The sequence below is a fragment of the Patescibacteria group bacterium genome, assembly GCA_041660565.1.
In the GTDB taxonomy this organism is placed as follows: domain Bacteria; phylum Patescibacteriota; class UBA1384; order CAJBMM01; family CAJBMM01; genus JBAZWC01.
Genome location: JBAZWC010000001.1, coordinates 37,478 through 61,329 on the forward strand (window position 1 = coordinate 37,478; position 23,852 = coordinate 61,329).

Annotated in this window: 25 protein-coding genes; 22 read left to right on the top strand and 3 right to left on the bottom strand. The window is 45.1% G+C overall.

Annotation, left to right across the window (positions count from 1 at the left end; genetic code table 11):
* Positions 1 to 372: 372 nt before the first annotated feature.
* The 17 genes from WC773_00220 to WC773_00300 all read left to right on the top strand — a co-directional run bounded on the left by WC773_00220 (position 373) and on the right by WC773_00300 (position 15,497).
* Complete coding sequence (locus WC773_00220; protein MFA6081828.1) at positions 373 to 591, top strand: hypothetical protein; 219 nt, start codon at positions 373 to 375, stop codon at positions 589 to 591.
* The gene (locus WC773_00225; GenBank protein MFA6081829.1) at positions 581 to 709 is read left to right on the top strand and encodes a hypothetical protein; all 129 of its coding nucleotides are present in this window, start codon (positions 581 to 583) and stop codon (positions 707 to 709) included. Before WC773_00220 ends, WC773_00225 begins: the two co-directional genes overlap by 11 nt.
* Positions 702 to 992 carry a hypothetical protein gene (locus WC773_00230; GenBank protein ID MFA6081830.1) on the top strand — a complete coding sequence of 97 codons (291 nt, stop codon included), beginning with the start codon at positions 702 to 704 and terminating at the stop codon, positions 990 to 992. Before WC773_00225 ends, WC773_00230 begins: the two co-directional genes overlap by 8 nt.
* A gap of 238 nt (positions 993 to 1,230) precedes the next feature.
* Positions 1,231 to 1,938, top strand: a complete 708-nt coding sequence (gene recO, locus WC773_00235) for a DNA repair protein RecO (protein ID MFA6081831.1) — start codon at positions 1,231 to 1,233, stop codon at positions 1,936 to 1,938.
* Between the two features lie 189 nt (positions 1,939 to 2,127).
* Positions 2,128 to 3,231 carry an alanine racemase gene (gene alr / locus WC773_00240; protein ID MFA6081832.1) on the top strand — a complete coding sequence of 368 codons (1,104 nt, stop codon included), beginning with the start codon at positions 2,128 to 2,130 and terminating at the stop codon, positions 3,229 to 3,231.
* A 113-nt stretch (positions 3,232 to 3,344) separates the two neighbouring features.
* Positions 3,345 to 3,971: a class I SAM-dependent methyltransferase gene (locus WC773_00245; protein ID MFA6081833.1), complete on the top strand. Its 627-nt coding sequence runs from the start codon at positions 3,345 to 3,347 to the stop codon at positions 3,969 to 3,971.
* Positions 3,972 to 3,983: 12 nt separating this feature from the next.
* Entirely contained in the window at positions 3,984 to 4,289 is a 306-nt protein-coding gene (locus WC773_00250) for a nucleoside triphosphate pyrophosphohydrolase (protein ID MFA6081834.1), read from the top strand.
* A gap of 629 nt (positions 4,290 to 4,918) precedes the next feature.
* Complete coding sequence (locus tag WC773_00255; protein ID MFA6081835.1) at positions 4,919 to 5,158, top strand: hypothetical protein; 240 nt, start codon at positions 4,919 to 4,921, stop codon at positions 5,156 to 5,158.
* Between the two features lie 268 nt (positions 5,159 to 5,426).
* Positions 5,427 to 6,005, top strand: a complete 579-nt coding sequence (locus WC773_00260) for a hypothetical protein (protein MFA6081836.1) — start codon at positions 5,427 to 5,429, stop codon at positions 6,003 to 6,005.
* A 101-nt stretch (positions 6,006 to 6,106) separates the two neighbouring features.
* A complete protein-coding gene (locus WC773_00265) occupies positions 6,107 to 7,420 on the top strand; it encodes a glycine--tRNA ligase (GenBank protein ID MFA6081837.1) in 1,314 nt (437 codons plus the stop codon).
* A 477-nt stretch (positions 7,421 to 7,897) separates the two neighbouring features.
* Positions 7,898 to 8,329 (top strand): division/cell wall cluster transcriptional repressor MraZ, encoded by a 432-nt coding sequence (mraZ, locus tag WC773_00270; GenBank protein MFA6081838.1) that lies wholly within the window; start codon positions 7,898 to 7,900, stop codon positions 8,327 to 8,329.
* Positions 8,330 to 9,268, top strand: coding sequence for a 16S rRNA (cytosine(1402)-N(4))-methyltransferase RsmH (gene rsmH, locus WC773_00275; protein MFA6081839.1), 939 nt, complete (start codon positions 8,330 to 8,332; stop codon positions 9,266 to 9,268).
* Between the two features lie 121 nt (positions 9,269 to 9,389).
* A complete protein-coding gene (locus tag WC773_00280; GenBank protein MFA6081840.1) occupies positions 9,390 to 9,737 on the top strand; it encodes a hypothetical protein in 348 nt (115 codons plus the stop codon).
* Between the two features lie 202 nt (positions 9,738 to 9,939).
* On the top strand, positions 9,940 to 11,682 hold the full coding sequence (locus tag WC773_00285; GenBank protein ID MFA6081841.1) for a penicillin-binding protein 2: 1,743 nt from the start codon (positions 9,940 to 9,942) through the stop codon (positions 11,680 to 11,682).
* A gap of 230 nt (positions 11,683 to 11,912) precedes the next feature.
* A complete protein-coding gene (mraY, locus tag WC773_00290; protein MFA6081842.1) occupies positions 11,913 to 12,932 on the top strand; it encodes a phospho-N-acetylmuramoyl-pentapeptide-transferase in 1,020 nt (339 codons plus the stop codon).
* Positions 12,933 to 13,128: 196 nt separating this feature from the next.
* The gene (locus WC773_00295) at positions 13,129 to 14,241 is read left to right on the top strand and encodes a putative peptidoglycan glycosyltransferase FtsW (protein MFA6081843.1); all 1,113 of its coding nucleotides are present in this window, start codon (positions 13,129 to 13,131) and stop codon (positions 14,239 to 14,241) included.
* Positions 14,242 to 14,372: 131 nt separating this feature from the next.
* A complete protein-coding gene (locus tag WC773_00300; GenBank protein ID MFA6081844.1) occupies positions 14,373 to 15,497 on the top strand; it encodes a UDP-N-acetylglucosamine--N-acetylmuramyl-(pentapeptide) pyrophosphoryl-undecaprenol N-acetylglucosamine transferase in 1,125 nt (374 codons plus the stop codon).
* Between the two features lie 130 nt (positions 15,498 to 15,627).
* On the opposite strand, the gene WC773_00305 is transcribed toward WC773_00300, so the two are convergent.
* The 3 genes from WC773_00305 to WC773_00315 all read right to left on the bottom strand — a co-directional run bounded on the left by WC773_00305 (position 15,628) and on the right by WC773_00315 (position 18,314).
* Positions 15,628 to 17,034, bottom strand: a complete 1,407-nt coding sequence (locus WC773_00305) for a Mur ligase family protein (GenBank protein ID MFA6081845.1) — start codon at positions 17,032 to 17,034, stop codon at positions 15,628 to 15,630.
* The gene (locus WC773_00310; protein MFA6081846.1) at positions 17,031 to 17,786 is read right to left on the bottom strand and encodes a hypothetical protein; all 756 of its coding nucleotides are present in this window, start codon (positions 17,784 to 17,786) and stop codon (positions 17,031 to 17,033) included. Before WC773_00310 ends, WC773_00305 begins: the two co-directional genes overlap by 4 nt.
* A 210-nt stretch (positions 17,787 to 17,996) precedes the next feature.
* Entirely contained in the window at positions 17,997 to 18,314 is a 318-nt protein-coding gene (locus tag WC773_00315) for a hypothetical protein (protein ID MFA6081847.1), read from the bottom strand.
* 30 nt (positions 18,315 to 18,344) lie between these two features.
* Here WC773_00315 and WC773_00320 point away from each other — a divergent pair, with 30 nt between their 5' ends.
* The 5 genes from WC773_00320 to radA all read left to right on the top strand — a co-directional run bounded on the left by WC773_00320 (position 18,345) and on the right by radA (position 23,805).
* Positions 18,345 to 18,656, top strand: a complete 312-nt coding sequence (locus tag WC773_00320; GenBank protein ID MFA6081848.1) for a hypothetical protein — start codon at positions 18,345 to 18,347, stop codon at positions 18,654 to 18,656.
* Between the two features lie 113 nt (positions 18,657 to 18,769).
* Positions 18,770 to 19,753, top strand: a complete 984-nt coding sequence (gene murB, locus WC773_00325) for a UDP-N-acetylmuramate dehydrogenase (GenBank protein ID MFA6081849.1) — start codon at positions 18,770 to 18,772, stop codon at positions 19,751 to 19,753.
* Positions 19,754 to 20,042: 289 nt separating this feature from the next.
* On the top strand, positions 20,043 to 20,858 hold the full coding sequence (locus WC773_00330; protein ID MFA6081850.1) for an FtsQ-type POTRA domain-containing protein: 816 nt from the start codon (positions 20,043 to 20,045) through the stop codon (positions 20,856 to 20,858).
* Positions 20,855 to 22,513 carry a single-stranded-DNA-specific exonuclease RecJ gene (gene recJ, locus WC773_00335; GenBank protein MFA6081851.1) on the top strand — a complete coding sequence of 553 codons (1,659 nt, stop codon included), beginning with the start codon at positions 20,855 to 20,857 and terminating at the stop codon, positions 22,511 to 22,513. The genes WC773_00330 and recJ overlap by 4 nt, the downstream gene beginning before the upstream one ends.
* Positions 22,514 to 22,518: 5 nt before the next feature.
* Entirely contained in the window at positions 22,519 to 23,805 is a 1,287-nt protein-coding gene (radA, locus tag WC773_00340) for a DNA repair protein RadA (protein MFA6081852.1), read from the top strand.
* Positions 23,806 to 23,852 lie beyond the last annotated feature (47 nt).

The following is a 23,852-nucleotide window of genomic DNA, read 5'->3' on the forward strand; positions in this document are numbered from 1 at the left end:
AAAATAAAAAAATTGTAATTAACTTTTTGCCACCATTGACAAAATACTCTCGATTTTGATACTATACCAAAGTATGATTAAACACATTCAACCAATTAATAAGTGCTTTACGCTCTATCGCTTAGAAGGGCACGGGCTTAATTTGTAAGATGACAATAAATCAGAATTAACAAATAAGAGCTCCTCTAAGGCCCAAACCACCTTGTAGGAGCTCTTTACAGTTTATTCTGGAAAGACCTTAACAACTCACGCCTCGTTAGCTCAGATGGCAGAGCGGCCTGGTTAGCACCAGGACGGCCGGCGGTTCGAGTCCGCCCCGGGGCATGTATTCTACGGCAAGACGTCCACAACGCGCATCAAGGAGGACAGCAAGTGAGGCGAAAGCCAGTGGACCAACTGATGGTCCGAGATGTCTTGTCACCAGGCGAGGCATTGAAGATCATGCGTGATGCCGCCGAAGCGGCTAAGGGCAATGTCCTGCAACGTCAGGACGACGTCACGAAATCCGGACAGGCCCATGTAATGCGGGCCACTGCCGGAACGACTGTTACGCAGTACCGCAATGAGGAGGTCAAGCGCTGTGACAAGTGACTTGGAGGCAATTCGTGAAGCGGCTGGACTGCCAATTCCGATTGCAGATGCCACCAGTGGTTTCATCACCAACTCGGACACGACACAAGGAAGTGGAAGGGCTGGTGGCAATGCCTAAGCAACGGACACACTCCACTGCAGCGGGGCGGCGCGTCACTGATGAAGATGCGCGTGATGGCGATATAATGCAACTGGCCAAGGCTGTGGTTGATGGGGCACGAATAACTGAGTTCCAAGCTGCCAATGCATTGTGCCATCGTCTTCGGGTCGCCATTGATAGCGAGTCGCCCAAAAGCAGATCTCTCGTGACCCTTCGTCTGGCAATACGGACTCTCGAGGCACAATTCTCGACCATGGTTGGGTCTGTCACCTTGTCCAGTGCCGTAGTCCGGGCGCGGTAACAGGCGCAATACTCGCTCCATTGGGAGCAGACCGATAGTCCGGGCGGGAGAACATCCCCGCTCGGGCTTCTTTTTATCCATTAATCGTAGGGGCGGTCTCATACCTGCCCCTCGTAGCCTTCTTGACCTTCCGAAGCTTTAGCGCAGGAGGTGGCGTAGTGGGGTGTCCGCCCGTTTAATTATATAGATTCCGGGTCAAGCCCGGAATGACAAGTGAATAATGTGCTAAAGTAATCTTATGAGAAACGTTACCACGCTTGGAATAGTGTTAAAACGCACTAATTTAGACGAAACTGACAAGATCTTGACCATTTACAGTCAAGAACTGGGAAAAGTGTCGGCTATTGCCAAAGGTATTAAAAAAATCACCAGCCGTAAAGCCGGGCATTTAGAACCGGGTAACGTGGTGCAATTTGAACTAGCCAAAGGTAAAACATTTTACATTATTACAAACGCCAAAATTACCCATTCTTTTGCTTATGCTGATTTGGATAAAATGAAAAAATTATTTTTGTGGTGCGAGATTCTGGATAAATTAGCACACGATAGTGAAAAAAACACCGATTTGTTTGATCTGGCTGTTAGGGGGTTAAGTCATATTGCCGCTGAAAACGATCTAATTAAAGCCGAATTAGAGTTATATAGTACTACTGGTTACCAATTAGAAATTCGCCAATGTATTTTAGGACAAGAAGTCCTAAAACAAGATCAAAATTACTTTAGCATTACCGGTGGCGGGGTGGTTTGCGCAGATCACATGGCCAAATATCCCGATTGCGTCCCCATCTCCGTTGAGGCGATTAAATTTTTGCGGTTAATTCAAAATCGAGATTACGAAACGCTGGCTCGAGTAAAAGTTGGCGTCGAAATTGGGGAAGAACTTGAAAGAATTGCCATATTACAGCGCCACCATGTCATTGAGCGGAAAATAAATTCTGAAGGATAGAAAAATAATTTCAAATTTCAAATTAAAAATTTCAAATTGGGGGGATTCTTCTATGTAGATTTCTCTCTCCGAGCCGTAGGACTACGAGCCGGAGGCCAACATAGTCGATTTGACAATCTCCTAGGGTCGAAATGACATATTTGGTAATATCGTCTAGAATCCCGGCCGATATTGTGCTAGGGTGGGCGTATGCATAACGACGTTTGGGCTGAGGTCAATTTAGAAAATATCAAATATAATTTTAATGTACTAAAAAAATCGTTAATGCCGGAAACCGGAATAATCGCCGTAGTTAAATCTAATGCCTATGGGCACGGTCTAGTTGAAACATCGCGTGCACTATCAGATGTTGGTGCGGATATGTTGGCAGTAACCAGTATTAAAGAAGCGCTAGATTTGCGCCAGAATAACATTACCACCGCCATCATCAACCTCTCATACACCGCCCCCGAAGACGTAGAGCAATGTATCACCAAAAAAATCACCGCCACCATTTATGATGCCGGGCAAGCGGAAAAGTGTAATCAAATTGCGTCCGATTTAAGAAAGCCGCTTCGGGTGCACCTGAAAATAGACACGGGGATGTCGCGATTGGGGATTTTGGCAGAAGAGGTTGAGGCTTTAGTGCCCAAAATTATGCGTTATCCGTATTTGCGAGTAGATGGGTTGTATTCGCATTTTGCCGACGAAACCGATGCGCAGATGGTACAAAATCAATACCAGAATATGCAGATGGCATTGTTTTCGTTGCAAAAACAAGGGTTGGTAGTGCCGGCGGTACACATGGCCAAGTCTGGTGTTGTGTTTAAATCGAATCAGTATCACTTTGACGCGGTGCGTGCGGGGATGGCGCTTTACGGATATGAAGACTATGGCAAAAATTTGCGCCCCAGCATGACTCTTAAAACAGTGCTCGCGCAGGTAAAGAAAATCAAAGCTGGTGCCAGTGTTGGGTATATGCAGACGTTTACCACGTCCAAAGACCTCTTAATTGGCGTTTTGCCAATTGGTTACGCGCATGGGATTGACCGCGGGTTATCAAATGTTGGCCATGTTTTGGTGGATGGTTGGAAATGTCCGATCATTGGGCGGGTATGTATGGCGCAAACGATTGTAGATTTGTCGCCGGTGCTAATGACATCTAGAATAAAAATGGGTGATGAAGTGGTGGTGCTGGGTAAACAGGGCAAGCAAGAAATCACCGCGCGCCAGATTGCGGATTGGCTTGGTACTAACACCTACGAGGTAGTCACCCGCATTCCCGAATCCGTCCCCAGGATTTATATGAATTGAATCCTTGTCATTCCGGACTTGATTGTTCCGTTAGGAACTAATGACCCCGACCGGAAAGGGCGTGAGGAATATCCGGAATCTATATAATATAAATTTCCTTAAGGAGAGAAACAGTGAATCTATCACCAGAAGAAATTAAGACAATCAAAACGTATGATGACCATTATGATGCCATTTATCAACAGCGTAATACTGATGGATATTGGAAAGCAGAAGCGGACGAACTAAAAAAACATCTGCCGAGTGGCAAAATCATTGAATTTGGTTGCGGTGGTGGGCGTGACGTTCGAATGTTATTAGATTTGGGATACGAATATATTGGCACCGATATCTCCAAGGTAGCGGTGGAAAAATGCAAAGCAAAATTTCCAAATCAAGAATTTATAAGCACAGATTTATACTCGCTTCCATTTGAAGATGGTAGCTTTGACGGATTCTGGACCATGGTAACATTGATGCACATCTATCCACGGCAAAAAATTAATCTGGCGTTGGCCGAAATAAAACGCGTTCTTCATCCTGAAGCATATGGTTGTTTATCAATTAAAAACGGAGAAGGTGAGACATTGCATCCGGATGTTTTGAAGCAAGGCGGTGAAAGGCCACGAATGTTTACGCTATGGACCGAAAAACAATTCGCAGACGTTTTAGCTAAAAACGGGTTTGAAGTGCTAAAATCATATGGAAAAACAGCAAATTCGTGGTCAGATTGGTTAGTTTATTTTGTCAAAGTGAGATAATTTGGAGGAAATATGCAAACATATAACAAATTGGTGCGGGATAGAATTCCCGAGATCATCAAATCCAAAGGTGGGGAGTTTAAGACACGTATTTTGTCTGATGACGAATACAAAGTTGAACTAGACAAAAAATTATCCGAAGAAATAAAAGAATATCAAGCAGATCAAAATATGGATGAATTAGCTGATCTGCTAGAAATAATCTATGCCATTGCCGAAAATAATGGGGTAAGTAAGGAAGAGCTCGAAAAAATCCGCGTAGATAAGGCGGCCAAACGAGGTGGATTCAAAGACAAAATCTTTCTCATCGAATCGTAAGGGATCAAGTCAAATACTACGACCTGTGTAGGGGCGATTCTCGTTGGCCGTCGGACATCCGATGCGTCAGATAGGACATCGCCCATTTATGGTTGACTACATGTACTGTAAAGCGTATATTTGTGTTGCCTGCAAAACTGCGCAGAGTACCGATACAGAACGGTGGTGAGACAAACGTGGTAGATTTGGACGGATTTCCGGCCAGCATCGCCAATGGTGAGATTCGGGTAGAGGTGTACGATAACCTGAAGTACCCTGAGTTCGGTCGGTTGTACACCGAGCGCGTTGTTACTATCCCCTCTGACGATCTGCACGCATGGTCTTTGCTGGCTGATGGTGCCCAACTGTTGGTGACTTACCGTCATCTGTATCCCACTGGTGGAGGCGTGGCCAGCACTGAGGTTGGAGAGTACCGGGTTCCCGAGGGCACGAAGGAGGTATTCGTGTCGTACGCCTTTGGGATGGATGACTTGATACCGTTCCATGGGTCTGGCGATGACAGAGCATCTGAGCTACATGCTTCGAAGCAGGGCGTGTTCCCTTTCCGGCAAGGTTTGGGGCGTGCCCACAACTTGTACCACCAGCCTCTTGGGCTCGACTGGGGCCAACTGTGTAAGGCAGCAGATGTGTTGGCTATTCATGGTCGGTTAGTCGGGCGAAAGGGCATCCCTGCTGACTTGTCCGAAGGTAAAGTGCTTAAGAGCGGATGGGCAGCCGGCGAAGGTGGTGCCGAGGTGTATCGTGGTTACCACGATGTCGTAAGCGGTCGCCTGGTCTATCCCAACAACCTACCAGGCCGATCCCCGTATCTGGTCCTCAAGTTTGACCAGCCGCACATCATCTGGTGCCCGGAGATCAACTGGAAGTAGCGCCGAGTCTTGTCGTGTGGGCTGTGCCAACTGGCGCAGCCCACGTTTCTTTCGTAGACCACGCTTTAGCGTAGGAGGTAGCTAAGGAGGGCGCCCGCCCGCTTGAGATTGACTAGATGTACCGAAAAGCGTATTTTGGTGTTGCCTGCAAAACTGCGCAGAGTACCTAAACAGAGAGAAGGTGAAAATCGTGGCAGTTTCACCTAAAAGACCAACCGAGGTTGGTCGGATCAGAGTGTTGTGGAAGGACAACCTGGAGTGGCCAAACATGGATGATCTTCTTGGGGCTAACGTGGTCTCTCTGCCTACCAATGAAGACCGTTGGGCCATGCTTGGGGGCGAGGACAGGCAATTGTTGGTCACTTACGACCGCCCTGTGGGTGTTGGAGCGGCGAAAGTGGACATGAAGACCAGCTTCATCGTTGGGGACGATGGTGGCATCCCGTTCTGTTTCTCGGCCACAGGGCAGGCAGATCAGCTGTTCGAGACGCAGCTAAGCGTTTTCGAAGTGCCGCGGCTAATGAGCCAGATTACGGAAGAGATGGATTTGGTGAGTAACCGGCGCCATGACGTCTATTACGCGCCACTCTATCTCGGGTGGAAGGAATTCCTTCGTGTAGTCGCTGCCCTGAACATCCTAGGAACCTCTTGTTTGCCAGACGCCAATCCAACCAATGTTCCTCGAGGTGAAGTTGTGCTTCGGAAGTGGGTGGCAGGCGATAACACATTTGTGGTCAAGGGGAATGGAATCATGATTGCATCTGGGACCCTTCACCATCCTCAAGCTGGCCCATTGTCTCTTGGTGATCCTCACCTCGTTCAGGCGATCACATTCCCGACCCTCTAGCCCCAACAACAATATCGCCAACACTCACGGGCAGGCCAACTGGTCTGCCCGTTTCAATATTTTGAATAGCCGAATGAGCAAAAGTTTGCTATAATTCGAATATGAGTTCAACGTCTTTAGACCAAATTGTTAATCTAGCCAAGCGGCGGGGATTTGTTTTCCCATCGTCCGAGATTTATGGTGGGCTAGCTAGCACCTGGGATTACGGCCCGTACGGTGTACTGCTCAAGAATAACGTCAAAGCGGCCTGGTGGAAGGCGATGGTGCTAATGCGCGATGATATTGTGGGGCTAGACGCCGCTATTTTGATGCATCCGCGCACTTGGGAAGCCAGCGGGCATACTGATAGCTTTTCTGATCCGCTAGTAGAATGTCGTCAGTGTCACAATCGATTCAGGCTAGATGAGTTGCAAGATCTACAAAAATCCGACAAAGACAAATTACAATGTCCGGTTTGTGGCACCAAAGATAACTTTACCGAGCCTAAAAACTTTAATCTGTTAATGAAAACTTTTCTGGGTACAACTGAAGATGCAAAATCGGCCGTGTACCTGCGTGGAGAAACTTGCCAGGGTATTTACGTTAACTTCAAAAACGTCCTAGCTACATCGCGCCAAAAAATCCCGTTTGGGATTGCCCAAATTGGTAAAGCGTTTAGGAACGAAATCACCCCCGGAAACTTTACTTTTAGAATGCGCGAGTTTGAACAGATGGAGATGCAGTTTTTTGTTAAACCAGATGCCGCTGCGGTCTATTACGATGAGTGGAAATCGCGTCGGTTAGACTGGTACAAATCGCTTGGGTTTGAAATGACGCGAGTCAGGTTCAAAGACCACGACAAGCTGGCGCACTACGCCAAAGCGGCAGTGGACATTGAGTACGACACGCCGTGGGGTTGGAAAGAGGTAGAGGGAATCCACAATCGTGGTGATTGGGATCTATCACGTCACTCCGAGTTTTCGGGTAAAGATCTATCTTATTTTGATGAAGAAAGCGGCGATAAATTTATGCCATACATTGTAGAAACGTCGGGTGGTGCTGACAGGATTAGTTTGATGGCTCTAATAGATGCGTATAACGAGGAAGAAACCGATGGCGAAACTCGTGTGGTATTAAAATTACATAAAGATTTGGCACCAATTAAAGTGGCGGTAATGCCGTTATTAAAGAATAAGCCGGAGCTGGTGGAAGTTGCTACCAAATTATTCCATGAACTTAAAGCGGCCGGCATTATGGCCGAATACGACGAATCGGGTTCAATTGGGCGCCGTTACCGCCGCCAAGACGAGATTGGTACACCAATTTGCGTAACCATCGATTTTGACACACTCGAAAATAAAACTGTCACCATCCGCGACCGCGATACAATGAAGCAGGAACGCGTTGGGCTAGACAAAGTACTAAAACTGACATAGCGCACTATGTCATCCCGGACTTGATTGTTCCGTTAGGAACTAACGACTCCAACCGCAAGGTTGCGAGGAGTATCCGGGATCCAGACTATAAAAGACGAGAATGAACTCTGTTTTTTTATATAGATTCCGGCTCGGGGGCCGGAATGACACGATGGGACGGGTGATTCGTGAATCACCCCTACGGGTAACAATGGATTGCGAGGGATTTTGCAATGTAGTCCGTCATCTGTCCTCTGTTATCTGTCTTTTGATCCCCTTGACAGTGGTGGGGTAGGGGGATTATTATCAATACAGATCCTTAAAAGTGGGGCAAAGTGGGGAAAAGTGGAAAACTTCTGGGGATAACTCCGCTGATTCCAACTAAGCAAGCCGGCCCAAACGAACCCATAGGTTCGAGCGGGTTTTTGAGGAGGGGCACGGCCGGTACCCGAGGGAGTTATCTCTTGGGTACCGCGCCGAAAATAATCAAAGGAATAAATGTTTATTGGCGAACACAACCACAACATAGACGACAAAGGGCGCTTACAGATACCAGCGCGTTTTCGGGGTGCGTTTGCTGACGGTGCGGTTGTGACTCGGGGCTTAGACGGTTGTTTGTTCATCTACACCTTAACCGAATGGCAAAAACTAGCCGAGAAATTAGACGAATTGCCGCTAACCGGCAAAGATGCTCGTCAATTTAGTCGGTTAATGCTGGCCGGTGCAGTAGACGTTGAGCTTGACAAGCAGGGTCGCGTTATCTTGCCTGGCTACTTACGTCAATTTGCCGGAATAAAGTCAAATGTAGTAGTAGCCGGTTTAATGAATCGTCTTGAAGTTTGGGATGAAGCCAAGTGGAAGACAGAACAATCATCTTTAGATCAGAATAGCGACGAAATCGCTGAAAAATTGATGGACTTTGGGATTTAGATGCATCCCCATATTCCAGTTCTTTTACAACAAGTCACGGATTTTGCAAAAGTCGACCATGGGGATACAGTTGTCGACGCAACGGTTGGTTACGGTGGGCATGCCGAAGCGTTATTGGAAAAAATCGGTTCAACCGGAAAATATCTAGGCATCGATAAAGATGAACAGGCAATTGCATATTGTCAGAGCCGACTAAAAAGATTTGGGGGTATCGTCAAAGTTGAAAACGCCGCAATGGGGCAGATGTCTCAGGTCGCTGAGCGTTTGGGAATAGATCAAGTAGACGTGGTATTGATGGACCTTGGAGTGTCGTCGCCTCAATTAGACGCGCCGGACTCCCCCATTAGTTTCAAATCTTCAGGAAGCTTGGATATGCGTTTGGGCTCTGGTCAAGGCGATCAAACAGCGGCAGACATTATCAATAAATGGGATTCAACTCGCCTCAAGAAATTATTTACCGAACATGGTCAGACCGGCACTAACAGGTTGGTTGATGCAATCATTCAGGCCAGACAGAAATCACCTATCACCTCAATTCCACAGTTAGTTCAGATAGTTAATCAGTCCGTACCGCACTTTCCTGGGATTAACCCAGCTACTCAAGTAATGCAGGCGCTGCGGGTGGAAGTTAATCAAGAATATCAACAAATACGTCTTGGGTTGGAACAAGCAGTTCGCTTACTGAAAAACGGGGGCAGACTGCTGGTTATCAGCTTTCAAAGCGGCGAGGACAGGATTGTGAAGCAATTTTTGCAAACCGAGAGCAAGGATTGTATTTGTCCGAGTGATTATCCGGTTTGTCGTTGTGATCATCGTGCATCCTTGCGGGTGATTACATCTAAGCCGATTGTCCCGGATGGCGTAGAGGTAAAATCCAATCCGCGCAGCCGCAGTGCCAAGCTTAGAGTCGCGATTCGGAGGATGGAAGATGGAGCATAGAGGATAGACGTCACGACCTGTCATTTCGACTCCCTCTGGGCGTAGCCTACGGGCAGAGCCTCGAGCATTGTCTCGAGGGCGGAGAAATCTCAAGAAAAATCAGTTAAGGGAGGGAACACAAATGGGGCGAGCACTTGTTTATACTGGCAAAAATCGATATCGTCACGGTTACCGTCGTCGAACGGTAAGTAAGTCGGCATTTATTGGGCCGACCACATTTAGGTTCGTCGCCATTGCGGCGCTCGGAGTATTGTTAGGTTTGTACGTTATCAATACTACGCGCACCACTGGGAACGATGCGGTGATTCGGGATATCTCGCAGCAAAAAGAGAGTTTGAATAATCAACTAGACGCCTTAACCGCTGAAGAAGCGCGAAACCAGACCGCAACCGAGACAAAAAAGAAGGCTGAAGGTCAGGGGATGGTGCAGGGGGCAAATCAGGTACAGTTGGCGAGCCCAACTCCGTAGGGAAAGCACGAAGCACGAAATACGAAGCACGAAAAAAATTTCAAATCACAATTTTTAATTTTAAATATAAAACCGTAGCCCAGACTTCGTGACCTTCCGTAGCTCGAAGAGCGAAGGAGGTTAGTCTGTTTTCCAGAGAAAAACACGCTGAAGCGTGGACTACGTTTATAATTAATGATTTGGAACTCAGAGTTAATATATTATGAAACCGATATCATTTATTAATCGCGAATCTAATCATTTTGCGCCGGATCGTCGTATCGCGGTGATGTTAACGATATTAATGGCGTTCTCGGCGGTGGTGTTAATCCAACTTTTCCGCCGCTCGGTTTTGCAATCAGGTCTTGCCGAAGCTAAGGCAGAAGCGCAACAGACGGTGCAGGTCAAATTAAACCCGTTTCGCGGGTCAATTTTGGTTAAAGACAAAGACAGCACAGCAACTACGCCAATCGCTCTAAACGAGCCACAATCAACCGTAAACGTGGTGCCTAATCAGGTTAAAGACGCTAAAATGGTGGCGCAAAAGTTATCACCTTTAATCGGGATGGATGAAGCAGCCCTTTTTGATCTAATCAATAACAAAAAAACCTATATTCCGCCGGTGGCCAAAAAGTTATCGCTTGAAGTTGGCCAGCAAATTATCGCGATGCACTTAAATGGGGTGACGGTTTCAATTGATGGTTATCGCACCTATCCCGAAGGCCAGCTAGCCAGCCAGTTACTCGGATTTGTGAATGCGGAAGGCAACGGCCAGTATGGAGTCGAAGGATACTATAACAACCAGTTGCAAGGGTTTATTGGTAGCATTTTCGGCAAAAAGGATGGTTGGGGGAATACCTATATCGACCAAGAGTCGGTTACGAATAACAAAGGGGCGAGTATTGTCTTGACCATTGATCGCGATGTTCAGGCAACGGTGGAGCAGCTGCTTCAAAAATACGTGGACGAATTCAAAGCCAAAAGCGGTTCGGTGGTGATTGTAGAGCCTCAAAGTGGCAAGATTATCGCTATGGCCAGTATGCCAACTTATGATCCGAATAATTATAACCTAGTTAAATCTGATCAACAAAACGTATTCCAGAATTTGAACGTGTCAAGAACTTTTGAGCCAGGTAGTGTAATGAAAACTATCTCAATTGCTGGCGCACTAGATTCGGGCAAGGTGCCGATAGATTATACTGGTAATTATGGGTCATCTGTAAATGTGGATGGATTTGAGATTCACACAGCTGATAATAAGTCGTACGGACACGAAACTGTGGCTGATATCTTGGTTAATTCAGACAACGTGGCCATGGTAGACATTTCGTCAAAAATGGGGCGAGAACTATTAAATGACTATATGAATCGTTTCGGTTTTGGGTCAAAAACCGGCATCGATTTAGACTCCGAAGTCGCTGGTTCGTTTCCCGCGCTAAAAAATTGGCGGTCGACAAACCTGGCTACAATTTCATTCGGACAAGGTATTTCAGTAACCCCTCTACAAATGGCAATGGCATATTCTGCAATTGCTAATAATGGTAAGTTGATGAAGCCGTACGTTGTTGGTGAGATTGATTATTCCGATGGCCGAGTAGATAAAACTAAAGCACAAACTGTGCGTCAAGTGGTAGGTTCTAGTGTGGTTCAACAGGTTACTGATATGATGGTACAGGTAGTTGATCGAGGCCACGGAAAGCGAGCAGGGGTAACGGGATACAAAGTCGCCGGTAAAACTGGAACAGCCCAAATTGCTAATCCAGATGGCCCCGGATATGTTGAAGGTAAGAATAACGGCTCGTTTGCCGGTTTTGCCCCCGCCACCGACCCAAAATTTGCGATGTTAGTAACAATAGAAGAGCCACAAGGGGTACAGTTTGCCGAAAGTTCCGCAGCGCCGCTTTGGGGCGATATTGCGAAATACCTGTTAAAAGATTATTATCGGGTTGCGCCAAACGGAGGATAGAGTATAGAATATTGACGATGGATTTCTTTGTTTGTCATTTCGACCCGAGGAGTGTGTCAACACGACTACGATGGAGAAATCTAAGAAAAAATCTCATCCGCAATTTTAAATTGTAAATTGAAAATTTCAAATTCTTTTGTAAGATCTCTCCACCCTCTCGACAACGCTCGAGGAGTCGAGATGACAAGTCGTGGAGTATAACAACATTCAAAATTAAAATTGAGGCAATAATGGAATTACTAACTAACAACATTCTCGCTTTGCAGAAAATTTCTTGGCTGACTTTTGGTGCATTTGCTCTGGCAATGCTATTCACCCCCATTCTGACTGATATTTTATATCGCTATAAGCTAGGCAAGAAAATTCGACAGGGTTCCACTCCAATTTTTTCCATGCTTCACAAGGGCAAAGAAAACGTGCCTACTATGGGCGGAATCTTAATTTGGTTGCCGGTTATTATTATTACCTTACTATTTAATAATGTGCGCGGGCAAACTTGGTTGCCGTTATTTACATTAGTCTGCGCCGCCCTGCTTGGTTTAACCGACGACATCTATAACGTCTTTCGCATTGGGCCAAACGGTGGTGGTATTCGCACCCGTCACAAATTAATCTGGCTGCTGGCCATCGCTTTTGTTGGCGCATGGTGGTTTTACACTAAACTAGGATGGGGAACTCAATTCGGAATTCACATTCCGGGATTATCCGACGTGTCTATTGGTTGGTGGTACATCCCGTTGTTTGTCTTTGTAATCGTTGGATTCGCCAATGCCGTCAACATTACCGATGGGCTTGATGGTTTAGCGGGTGGGTTAGTGATGTGCGCGTTTGGAGCTTACACCATTATTGCATATGTTAATGGTAGCTATGGGCTAGCCGCTTTTTGTGCCAGTATTGTGGGTGCCACGTTGGCATTTCTGTGGTTCAACATCTACCCGGCGCGGTTTATTATGGGAGATACGGGCTCGCTAGCCCTTGGAGCCACGCTTGGCGTGGTCGCAATGTTAACCAATACAGTTTTTATTTTACCTATCATTGGCTCGGTTTTTGTGATCGAAACGTTATCGGTTATTCTTCAGCTAAGCTATCGTAAAATCACGCATGGCAAAAAAATATTTAAAGTTGCACCAATTCATCATCATTTTGAAGCCATTGGCTGGCCCGAACCCAAAGTAACAATGCGCTTTTGGGTTGTCGGTATGATCTCAGCTGTTATCGGTATCTTGCTTGCTCTTCTTGGCAAAGGATAGAGTAGAATTTCTAATGTCTAATTACTAATTTCTACCATCACGACCTATCGTTCCGTTCTCGATCCATGTCATCCCCGACATTATATTCGGGGATCCAAAAATAGAACGATTCTTTTTATGTAGATTCCGGATTAAATCCGGAATGACAACATCCCCCAACCACCCCAAAATCCCGAATATGCGCTATAATAGAAACATGAGATTACGTGACCGCGGGCGAATTGATGTACAACTTGCCACCGCCATTTTTGGCTTGGCTGTTTTTGGGTTGTTAATGTTGTACTCAGCCTCGGCTGATCTATCACGCGTGGCTACCGGTAGCGCCACAAATTCCACCTATTACCTAATCTTACAGCTAGAGGCGTTTGGTGTGGGCATGGTAGCGTGGATATTATTGCAGCTAGTGGATTATCATAAATATCAAAAATGGATGTGGTGGTGGTTTGGTGTTACTGCAATTCTATTAATTTCTGTTATTTTTATTTCTAAAGGCGAAGTTAACGGAGCCCATCGCTGGATTAGCGTGTTTGGTCAGACTTTCCAGCCCTCCGAAATTTCTAAACTGACCTTGATATTATTTTTGGCTTCGTGGTTTAGCCGCCAGCAATCTCGCGTGACCAGCTGGACCACCGGTCTTCTGCCATTTTTGCTCATCATTGGTGCCATTTCAGCGTTGATGTTAAAACAGCGCGATCTAGGGTCGCTCGGGGTTTTGGTCTGTATTGCCGTGGCGATGTATGTGGTGGCCGGCGCCAAGCTATCCCAAATATCAACGGTCATTTTGGCGATGTGCGCGGTGGTAGTGACAGCAATCAAAATCGCCCCTTATCGTTTAGCCCGCATTACCGCATTTTTGAATCCTGATGCAGCGACGCTTGGGACCGGATATCATATCTCGCAAGCAAAAATTTCGATAGGTTTAGGTGGGTTGTGGGGTAAAGGATTTTTGCAAGGAGTACAAAAGCAAGGTTTTTTGCCCGAGGCGCACACCGACTCGATTTTCGCGGTGGTGGTAGAGGAGCTGGGTTTTTTACGCGCCAGCTTGGTGGTGCTGGTCTTTGGATTCATAGGATTGCGGGGGCTAAGGGTGGCAAAATACGCGCCGGATATGTTTGGTACGCTTTTAGCGGTAGGCATAACCACTTGGTTTGTGTCACAGGCACTAATAAACATGTCCGCGATGGTTTCTTTGGTGCCTTTAACCGGCGTGCCGTTGCCGTTTATTAGTTTTGGCCGCTCAGCTCTGGTTGCGGCATTTATGGCTACGGGGGTGTTGTTAAATATTTCTAGACATATGGAGGCGAAGTGACAGAACAAGCACGAAGCACGAATTTCGAAATTCGAAAAATTATTAATCCAAAAATTGAATATTCGATTTTGAGATTTATTTCGTATTTCGAGTTTCGTATTTCGAATTTTTATTGATTGTCGGAGAATTAAATGTCCAAAGAAGAAAATCACAATTTGAGAATAGTGGTAACCGGTGGTGGCAGCGGTGGACACATCACTCCAATTATCGCGGTCATAGCACAGCTGCGAACCAAAACCGACGCCCATATTTTATGGTTGGGTGAGAAAAATGGGCTAGATGCCTCAGCGGCAAAGCAAGTGGGGGTGCGTTTCATGCCCGTGGCGGTTGGAAAATGGCGTCGGTATTGGTCTGTCGATAACTTAGTCAGCATCGCCAAAACATTTTTGGGATTCTGGCAAGCGCTCGGATATCTAGCTACCTATAAACCCAATGTGGTTTTCTCTAAAGCAGGTTACGTGGCGGTGCCGGTGGTAATTGCGGCACGCGTGTTAGGAATCAAAGTAATCGCACACGAATCAGATACGGTGATGGGTGCGGCAAATCGGGTATCAATCGGTTTGAGTCAAACTGTTTGTACCGGGTGGCCGATTGTGAATTATCCCACCAACTTTAGACGCCAATTAATTTACACCGGGAATCCAACTAAAAAGTACTCAAAAACAATCGATAAAGCCAAGGTTCTTAGTCGCTTTGGATTCACGAACGATATGCCGGTACTACTGATAATGGGGGGCAGTCAAGGCGCCTTATTTATCAACGAACTAATTTGGCATAACCTTGAGCAACTGGCCGAACATTTTCAGATTATTCATCAGACTGGGGCAAATTACAAAATTACGGCCGAAAAATATCGTCAAAAACTGTCTGCCACTTGTAAATCGCGTTATCAGCCGTTTGGTTTTGTGGAACAAAATATGGTTGAGCAGTGGCTAACCATTGCAAACCTAGCATTGTTTCGCGCTGGGGCAAACGGTATTGCCGATCTGTCGTATTTTGGCATTCCGGCGGTGCTGATTCCACTACCAAGTGGTGCTAACAATCATCAGGTTAAAAACGCTGAGGTTTGTGAGAAAGCTGGCGGGGTGGTGATGATGGATCAAAATGGCTTGGATTCGCAAAAATTTGTTGGACAGTTGTTGCATATCGCATCCGAGAAAAACAAATTACATCAAATGGGTTTGAATATGCAAAAAATTAATCCTAAAGATGCCGATATCAAAATCGCCGAAGTGATTCTCAGCGCGGTCAAATAGCATGTCATTCCCGTGAAGACGGGAATCCAGTCTATAAAAGAATTTTCTATCTCTGCTCCGAATCAAGTTCGGGGTGGTTGGCGCCAGATCCCCAAATAGTCCGCCAGCTGGCAGAGTCGGGGATGACAAACTATTTTGTCAGCTTATTAATCGCGCTGATAATTTTTGGAATAGAGCCGTCTAGGCTGCCACTGGATTCGATGAGTACAACATCTTTTTTGGAATTTAGGTGGGGAAGTATTTGGTCGCTCAAATTATCTGATTTTTTTAGGGAAATTACTTTTTTACCGGTACTTTTTACTCGCTCCACAATTTGCGCTTGTGTTAGTTGATCATGAGTTTCTGACCCGGCGGTTGGTGGTTGGTAAATAAAGACTAGGTCGGCAAAATCAAACAAACGGTCATACCATTCCAATGCACCGTGATTACGAAAACTAAAAGTGTGTGGTTCAAAAATTACTACAATTCGTTTATCCGGATATTGATCGCGTACTGCTTTAATGCCAGCGGTTGCTTTGGCGTAGGAGCTGCCAAAATCTTCATAAACCGGCATTGGATGAGCGGTTTTTAACTCTAGCCGTCTAAATAATGGTTTGAATGTGGCTACCGCCTTGGAAATTTGCTCAGGACTGGCTAGCTTTAACTCTAGTAGCCACGCTGCCACGCCAATAATATTTAACCAATTATGCTCGCCAAGCAAAGAGGTGGTGATAGGAATAATTTGGTCATGGTGATGAATATCGAATCTGGTTTGGCTACCAATGCTAAACCCACTGCCATAATAATCTGCATCAGTATTTTTTAAACTATAATAAATTGCTTGACGATCGCTTTCTTTCACAACCTCGGTGGTGTTCTTTTCGTCAAAATTAGCCACAATCACTGCCGATTTAGGTAAAGTTTTTAACAGCTGAACAAATGGTTTTTTGTAACTCTCTATGGTGGGGAAAACATTGTAGTGATCGTGCTCACAACCAGTGACTAAAACATTACGAGCGTTTAGATGTAAAAATTTGGCGTCGCTATCCCAATTTGAAGAAGGATATTCATCGCCTTCCATCACAAAAATTTGATCTTTGCCAACATGGGCGTTTTCATCAAAATTATCCGACAATGCGCCTAAAAAGTAATAAGGATCAAGATTGCTATGAGCTAAAATGTAGGCGGCTAAAGTGGAACAGGTTGATTTGCCATAACTACCAACCACCACTAAATTGCAGGTATCTTTGGCGATGTCGGCCAGCACCTCTGGGTATGATAAAGTATGATACTTCTTCGCAAAAACTTCTTTTACCTCTGCATTTTGTTCCGGGGTCAAAGTTGAGTGTTTGCCAATTACTACCATATCCGGATTATCGGGAACGTTATTTTTTTCATACTTTGTATGAAACTTGATATGATTTTTGATTAAATAATCGCTAATTGGTGGGTAAAATCCTTCATCAGATCCTTCTACCTGCCATCCCTTTTGTTTAAGTAAAATGGCGGTGGCACTCATTCCCACGCCGCAAATGCCAATAAAATATGCTTTTTTCATTGGAATCTTTCCGCTTGACGTTGCTTCCATTCATCTACCAAATGTACCTGACGCCCGGCGTCTGAACGGCAACGGTCACGCAACTGATCGCGACTGTCTACCCAGCGCTCACCGTTCCAAAACTCTAACTGATCAAAGTTAGTTTTATACAAACCTTTATCGCCATAGGCGGTGCCTAAATAATGATATTTTTTGCCATCATCTTTAGCGTATTTAATACAATCGGTCATTAGCCACAACCCAAGTGAATTGGAAAAATGTTCAAGGTTGTAAAAGGAATAAATATAATGACTCATCTGGTCATCTTGAATCAAAAAACAGTAGCCAAAAACTTCATTATCTTTTTTGTATTCAATAATGTCGGTAATTACGCCCATATCCAAAATCTGTCTAAACCGACTTTCAGGCATTACTCTTTCGCCAAATCGTTCGCCAAAATAATGCAGGCAAAAATGGACAAATTTGGGGTCGTGGGTGTCAAATTTAGTAATGGGGATAAGAGTTGATTTTAGATCGTTAAATTTGGCATAGATGCGACGGTTTTCGCTGTTCATCTGCCAATCATCTAGTTTGATTCGCACGCTACGAGACATATAGTACATATTATTAATGCCTTTGGTGCCGGTGTAGGGTAGGAAGCCGAGGTTGTAGATATCTGCTAGTTTGTCACCATCTTCGCGTACGGCGTAAGTGGTGTAGCCAAAAGTGTAGGTGCCGTAATCTTGCATTAGTTCGGAATTAAATATTTTCATACGTAAATTATAACATAATATATGGAAATGTTCTTTCTTGTTCGAACGCAGCGAGAACTCTGTTGGGGGTGCATGACAGTTCTCGTCGCAGTGCTCCTCGAACAAGAACAGACTGGATTCTGGACCAGTCTCGACGAGGTTGAGCAGAGGTGGATCAAGCCCAGAATGGCAAAGAATAAGCCCGGGGACGTCGTGTGACATCCTCGGGCATTAGGCATCCTCCTGTTGGCTGGCACGGAGCAGTACCTCTTCGTCAGGGCGATCAGATGGCCGCAGCAGCCTGGCGGTTTTGGCAGCCTCGTCCACGGCCAGTTTCCTCGCCAACTCAGCGAGCCTTCTTTCCTCCGCCTGCGCTTTTCGGATGACCTCGGCTTGTTCTACAACGGTAACCTCGTGGGCGATCTCCTGCTGTTGACGAGTGCCCCACTGTACGGCTGCCTGGCTGGGAGTAACAATCAGGTACTTCCAGAACGCTTTGGCAACCGCCCCGATCGAGGGTGAATGTATCCAGCAACATATCAGGAGCAATGTCCACTCCCAAAGTGATCTGTGACTGTGATGCGTGACAAGATCGAATATCGTGACAAATCCGATGGCCATCCCGAATGCCCATATACCTACCGCGAAACCGCAAGTGCTCTCACCCACCCAATTTGGGACATACATAACGGCACGCCCAAATCGGCGAAGCTTTCGGCCAAGGTATCGGCCGATTGCTTTCAGCCAAATGTGCATCTCCGTGAACCTCCTGTTGAGGGGAACTTGCGGCACGGTGCCACAATGACCATATTTTACACCATTTTTAGAACTTTGTCCAGTGGTTTGCCACTCTATCCTCCTCACCCGGCCTACGGCCACCCTCTCCTCTAGGAGGAGAGGGAAACCTCGAAACCCTTCTCCTCGTTTTGAGGAGAAGGTGCCTGAAAGGCGGATGAGGAGCTACAAATTCTGACTTTTGTTGTTGAAAAGTGTATAATGGCAATATGAATCACGATCAAGTTGAAGAAATTTTAACTAAAAATCTACCAGGGGTGCAACAAAATGTACTTTTGCGCCAATTTACCACCATGCGCGTTGGCGGCGCGAGTGACTTCCTGATCGAAGTTTCAAATATCGATGACTTGGTTAAAGCCCTAAAAACCTGTTTTGAAAACGATATTCCTTATATCGTATTAGGCGGTGGAAGCAATGTCATTGCATCTGATTCCGGTTTTCCCGGGTTGACTATTATTAACCATGCCAATCACATTTCTTTTGTGCTTGAAAAAAGCCAGGTAATGGCTGAATCCGGCGCTATATTGGCTCAGGTTGTTACAGAAGCGGCAGGGCGAGAACTGGGCGGTTTGGAGTGGTGGTTTGGTTTGCCGGGCACGCTTGGTGGGGCGGTTCATAATAACTCAGAGACTTGGGGTCATAGCATGTCTGAGATCGTGAAATCTGTTACCATCCTATTTCCGCCAACAAACGGCGAGGCGGCCAAGATTGAACAAGTTGATGTGAATTGGATGGGATATGGCTATCGAACCAGTAAGTTGAAACAATGGCACACGGATCAGAAGCCGGTAATATTGTCTGTAACGTTGCAGCTGCGTCAGCAACGTAAAGATGAAATTTTGCGTCGGATGAAAGAATCCAAACAAGGGCGATGGGATTTGAATCAGCCCAAAGGCATTGCTTCTGCGGGTAGTTACTTCAAAAATCCGGGTGGGGCAAGCCACGCCGAAAATGCCGATCGTAAACCGGAAGATTCTGCGGGTTGGCTGCTAGATCAGGTTGGGGCTAAAAAAATGCGAGTGGGCGACGCTGGGGTAGCCAAAGAACATGCAAATTTTGTCACTAACGGCGGTAAAGCATCGGCGTCTGAAATAAAACAGCTATCAGATAAATTAAAACATTTAGTTAAAGAAAAATTCGATATCAATTTAGAAGAAGAAGTCGAATATATTGGCACTTGGGCAAAGCACTAGTATGTGATGTCATTTCGACTCCTCGAGCATTGTCTCGAGGGTGGAGAAATCTCAAAGAAAGAAAATTTTTAATTTTTAATTTTTAATTTCAAATGAAAGGTAGCCAATTTTTAAATGACTAAATAAGGAACCTTTTAAAAATTTAAACATTCGGCACTTATTCATTTAAAATTTAGCCTTTAAAATTTAAAATTTGGATAGGATTTTTTCTTAGATTTCTCCAACATAGTCGAGCTGACGCTCTTCTAGGGTCGAAATGACATATTTTGAAGTTGATTAGAGGAAATTTATGCGACCATTATCTGAGCCTACACCGCAATTGACGCCAAAAGCGCCTAAAATTAGCCAAAAAACTGTTATTAGACAGCGAAAGATCTCTGCCTCAACGGCTCCAATTAAAAGTAAAAAGCAATTTCCTTGGCGCCCAATTGTTAGAATTATTTTTTTTGCGTGCGTAGTGTCACTGGCAGTGTGGTTGGCTAATTCACCTATTTTTACAGTTAGAAACGTGACAATAGATGGCTTAAAGACAGTTGATTTAAAATTGGTTTCTAAACAGATTCCGTCTGGCGCGAATTTATGGTTGTTCCCAACTAAAAAGACCGAGGACGCAATTCGAAAGTCATCACCACTAATCGCTGATGTGGTGGTATATCGGGTGATTCCGGATTCCATTAAAGTGGTGGTGGTGGAACGGGTGATGGCTGCAGAGTGGCGATCGAATAATGCATCGTTTCTGGTAGGGTTAGACGGAAAAGTGATTGTTACCGCATCTCCTCCATATGAAATGCCGGTGGTGGTAGACACCACCAATATTGCCTACACTAACGGTGAGAGTGTGGCGACGCCGGGATTTATTCATTTCATCACAACTTCGTACGAAAAGTTTAATATCATTATTGGTCAACCACTCGATCATTTTGAGGTTGGTGCAACTACGTTTGATGTTACTGCCATTCCAAAGAGTGGTCCGAAAATTATTTTGGATGCAACTCGAGACCCGATCATCGAACTTAAGGCGGCAAAGCTGGTTTTAGATCAATTTCCAAGCCAAATAAAGGAATATTTGGACGTGAGGGTGGTGGGGAAAGCGTATTATAAATGAAAAATATTGGTGCGAAATGGGTGGTACAAGATCGTCTGGACAGCGATTTACTTAGCCACCTTTTAAAATTACGAAATGCGAATGATAAAGAATCGTTTTTGTCCCCATCGTTTGAAAATCAACTGTTTGATCCAGAAACGCTACCAAACATTGATACGGCTGTGAATTTGATATCAGAAAATGTCATACAAAATCATACTATTGGTATATTTGGGGATTACGACGCAGACGGTATCCCGGCGTCTGCCTTACTTTATTTGGGCTTAAACCAAATTGGGGCAAAAACCGTGGTGTATATTCCTAAGCGCAGCGACGGTTACGGGCTTTCTTTGGCAGGTATTGATGCGCTACTTGGCCAAGGAGCCAAGCTTATTATTACCGTTGATAACGGCACAACCGCAATTGAAGAAATAAATTATGCCAAAAGCAAGGGCATTGATGTGGTTGTGGTAGATCATCACTTGCCGCATCTTGATTTGCCAGATGCGATTATTGTTAATCATAAATTATCCGATAACCAATATCCGTTTGACGAGTTGTGCGCAACCGGGTTGGTGTTTAAGCTGCTTACATATCTTTCTAAAAAATATCCGGCACTGACCGAAGGTTGGTTAAAATGGCACTTAGATTTAGTGGCGTTGGCTACAGTTTGCGACATGGTGCCATTGCTTGGGGAAAATCGAGTTTTAGTCCACTTTGGGCTTAAAGTCATTAACAGTACTCGCAATATTGGGTTAAAATATATGATCAAACACGCCGGAATTGTGCCAGGCGAAATCTCGTCGTATCATCTTGGATTTCTACTGGGGCCAAGGATAAATGCGCTCGGGCGGATGAACGAAGATCCAATGCAAGTGTTTTGGCTATTGGCATCGTCTGAAACTGCAGAAGTTGAGAGATTATCCGAGTTAGTGAACCAACACAACCTTGACCGTCAAGAACTATTGAGCAAAGCGATGAAGACGGCAGACAATTTGGCGCAAGACGAGGCAGCTAAAAACTGTGCCGCAATTGTGTTAGCGCACGAGGACTGGCCGGTCGGCGTAGTTGGGTTGATCGCAGGACGGTTGGCGGAAATTTACCGCCGGCCAACTTTTATTTTTGAAAAAACCCCGACAATATATAAAGGTAGCGCCAGGTCTGTTGACCCGTTTTTGTTACCCGACATTTTTGATCAGATTGGTGAGCAGTTAGAAAGTTTTGGTGGTCATAATTTTGCCGCCGGTCTAACCTTAAAGCCAGAAAAATTTGAGACAATCAAGACTGAAATAAATCGAATAATTAATCAAAAATGGCCTAATACTGATCACACAAAAGTTATATTGATCGATGCCGAGGTTAGTCTTGACCAAATAAGTATGAAGTTATCATACTTATTGGAGCAGTTTGAGCCATTTGGGCTAGGCAATCTGAAGCCGAAATTTTTATTGAAATCGGTCAATTTTTCCGATATTAAGACCATGGGCAAAGAAAATAATCATATTAGAGGGATAATTAGCCAAGGTGCAAAACAGATTCCGTTTGTTGGTTTTGGTTTGGGCGATAAGATTAAAGAATTAAATCAGCCAATAGCCAAAGATATTGTTGCAACATTAGAGATAAATAGATATGGTGGGAATGAAAAGTGCGAATTAAGACTAATTGATTTTAAGTAGGAATTATGTCGGCATCATCAATTTTTGTTTGTCAACAATGTGGAAAGACCTCAGCCAAATGGCAGGGGAGATGTGACAGTTGTGGCGCATTTGGCAGTTTAGTTGAAGAGGTGGTGATTAAATCTACCACTAAACTTCGGGCATCTCGGTCAGCTAATCCGGTTGAACTTTCTCAAATTTCTCGACAAAACTGGCACCGGATGACATGTGGGAATGCCGACGTGGATAAAGTTTTGGGGGGCGGCATTGTACCCGGATCGATTGTACTATTAGGTGGAGAACCGGGAATCGGTAAATCGACATTATTGCTACAAATTGCGGATAAAATTCCGAATGCACTGTATATTACCGGTGAAGAATCGCTTGAGCAGGTAAGCGATCGAGCAGACAGACTAAAAATCAAATCAAACTTCAAATTATTACAAGAAACCGATATTAATATCATCGCGGCTACAATTGAAAACGAAAAACCGGCGTTGGTCATTATTGATTCAATTCAAACAGTAATTAACTCAGACATTCCCGGGGTGGCAGGTAGTATTGTTCAGGTTCGCGGTGGCGCGCAGCTGTTTCAGCAGCTAGCCAAAAAGCTTAATATCCCCATCGTTTTAGTTGGCCATGTTACCAAAGAGGGGACCATCGCCGGTCCACGAACTTTGGAGCATATTGTAGATGTGGTGTTGTCATTTGAAGGTGATGCGTTTCAACAATCACGAATTTTAAGAGGACTGAAAAATCGTTTTGGCGCCACTAACGAGGTCGCCATTTTATCAATGTCAGAAAACGGACTGACCACGGTTGATAACCCGTCCGAACTTTTCTTGTCGAATCACCTAGATAATGTGCCTGGGAGCGTGGTAACATCAATTTTAGAAGGGCGACGTCCGCTACTTGTCGAAGTGCAAGCGTTAACGGTGCCAACCGGTTTCGGTTACCCTAAACGAACCGCAGTTGGCATAGATTTGAATAGACTGAACATTTTGGTGGCAGTGTTGCAACGACGCGCTAGCCTAAAGCTAGAATCTTCTGATGTGTATGTTAATGTGGTTGGGGGAATAAAAATTCAAGATCCGGCGGGGGATTTGGCTATCTGTGTGGCCATCGCGTCGTCATTGCTAAATATCTCAATTCCAAAATCGATGTTGATAATTGGCGAAGTTGGATTGCTTGGTGAAATAAGACCGGTTTCAAAGCTGACCGACCGCGAAAAAGAAGCCAAACGGCTGGGGTATAGTTCAACAATTTCGGAAAAAACAATTAAAGCAGTGATTTCGAAGTTATTCCAAAAATAATAATGAAAACATCGCGACTGTCATTTCGACTCGGGGAGAGCGTCGGC

Coding starts and splice junctions, on each gene's coding strand:
- WC773_00230 (MFA6081830.1), top strand. CDS start 702: ATGCCTAAGCAACGGACACACTCCACTGCAGCGGGGCGGCGCGTCACT.
- recO (MFA6081831.1), top strand. CDS start 1,231: ATGAGAAACGTTACCACGCTTGGAATAGTGTTAAAACGCACTAATTTA.
- alr (MFA6081832.1), top strand. CDS start 2,128: ATGCATAACGACGTTTGGGCTGAGGTCAATTTAGAAAATATCAAATAT.
- WC773_00250 (MFA6081834.1), top strand. CDS start 3,984: ATGCAAACATATAACAAATTGGTGCGGGATAGAATTCCCGAGATCATC.
- WC773_00260 (MFA6081836.1), top strand. CDS start 5,427: ATGGATGATCTTCTTGGGGCTAACGTGGTCTCTCTGCCTACCAATGAA.
- WC773_00265 (MFA6081837.1), top strand. CDS start 6,107: ATGAGTTCAACGTCTTTAGACCAAATTGTTAATCTAGCCAAGCGGCGG.
- mraZ (MFA6081838.1), top strand. CDS start 7,898: ATGTTTATTGGCGAACACAACCACAACATAGACGACAAAGGGCGCTTA.
- rsmH (MFA6081839.1), top strand. CDS start 8,330: ATGCATCCCCATATTCCAGTTCTTTTACAACAAGTCACGGATTTTGCA.
- WC773_00280 (MFA6081840.1), top strand. CDS start 9,390: ATGGGGCGAGCACTTGTTTATACTGGCAAAAATCGATATCGTCACGGT.
- WC773_00285 (MFA6081841.1), top strand. CDS start 9,940: ATGAAACCGATATCATTTATTAATCGCGAATCTAATCATTTTGCGCCG.
- mraY (MFA6081842.1), top strand. CDS start 11,913: ATGGAATTACTAACTAACAACATTCTCGCTTTGCAGAAAATTTCTTGG.
- WC773_00295 (MFA6081843.1), top strand. CDS start 13,129: ATGAGATTACGTGACCGCGGGCGAATTGATGTACAACTTGCCACCGCC.
- WC773_00300 (MFA6081844.1), top strand. CDS start 14,373: ATGTCCAAAGAAGAAAATCACAATTTGAGAATAGTGGTAACCGGTGGT.
- WC773_00305 (MFA6081845.1), bottom strand. CDS start 17,034: ATGAAAAAAGCATATTTTATTGGCATTTGCGGCGTGGGAATGAGTGCC.
- WC773_00310 (MFA6081846.1), bottom strand. CDS start 17,786: ATGAAAATATTTAATTCCGAACTAATGCAAGATTACGGCACCTACACT.
- WC773_00320 (MFA6081848.1), top strand. CDS start 18,345: ATGCGTGACAAGATCGAATATCGTGACAAATCCGATGGCCATCCCGAA.
- murB (MFA6081849.1), top strand. CDS start 18,770: ATGAATCACGATCAAGTTGAAGAAATTTTAACTAAAAATCTACCAGGG.
- WC773_00330 (MFA6081850.1), top strand. CDS start 20,043: ATGCGACCATTATCTGAGCCTACACCGCAATTGACGCCAAAAGCGCCT.
- recJ (MFA6081851.1), top strand. CDS start 20,855: ATGAAAAATATTGGTGCGAAATGGGTGGTACAAGATCGTCTGGACAGC.
- radA (MFA6081852.1), top strand. CDS start 22,519: ATGTCGGCATCATCAATTTTTGTTTGTCAACAATGTGGAAAGACCTCA.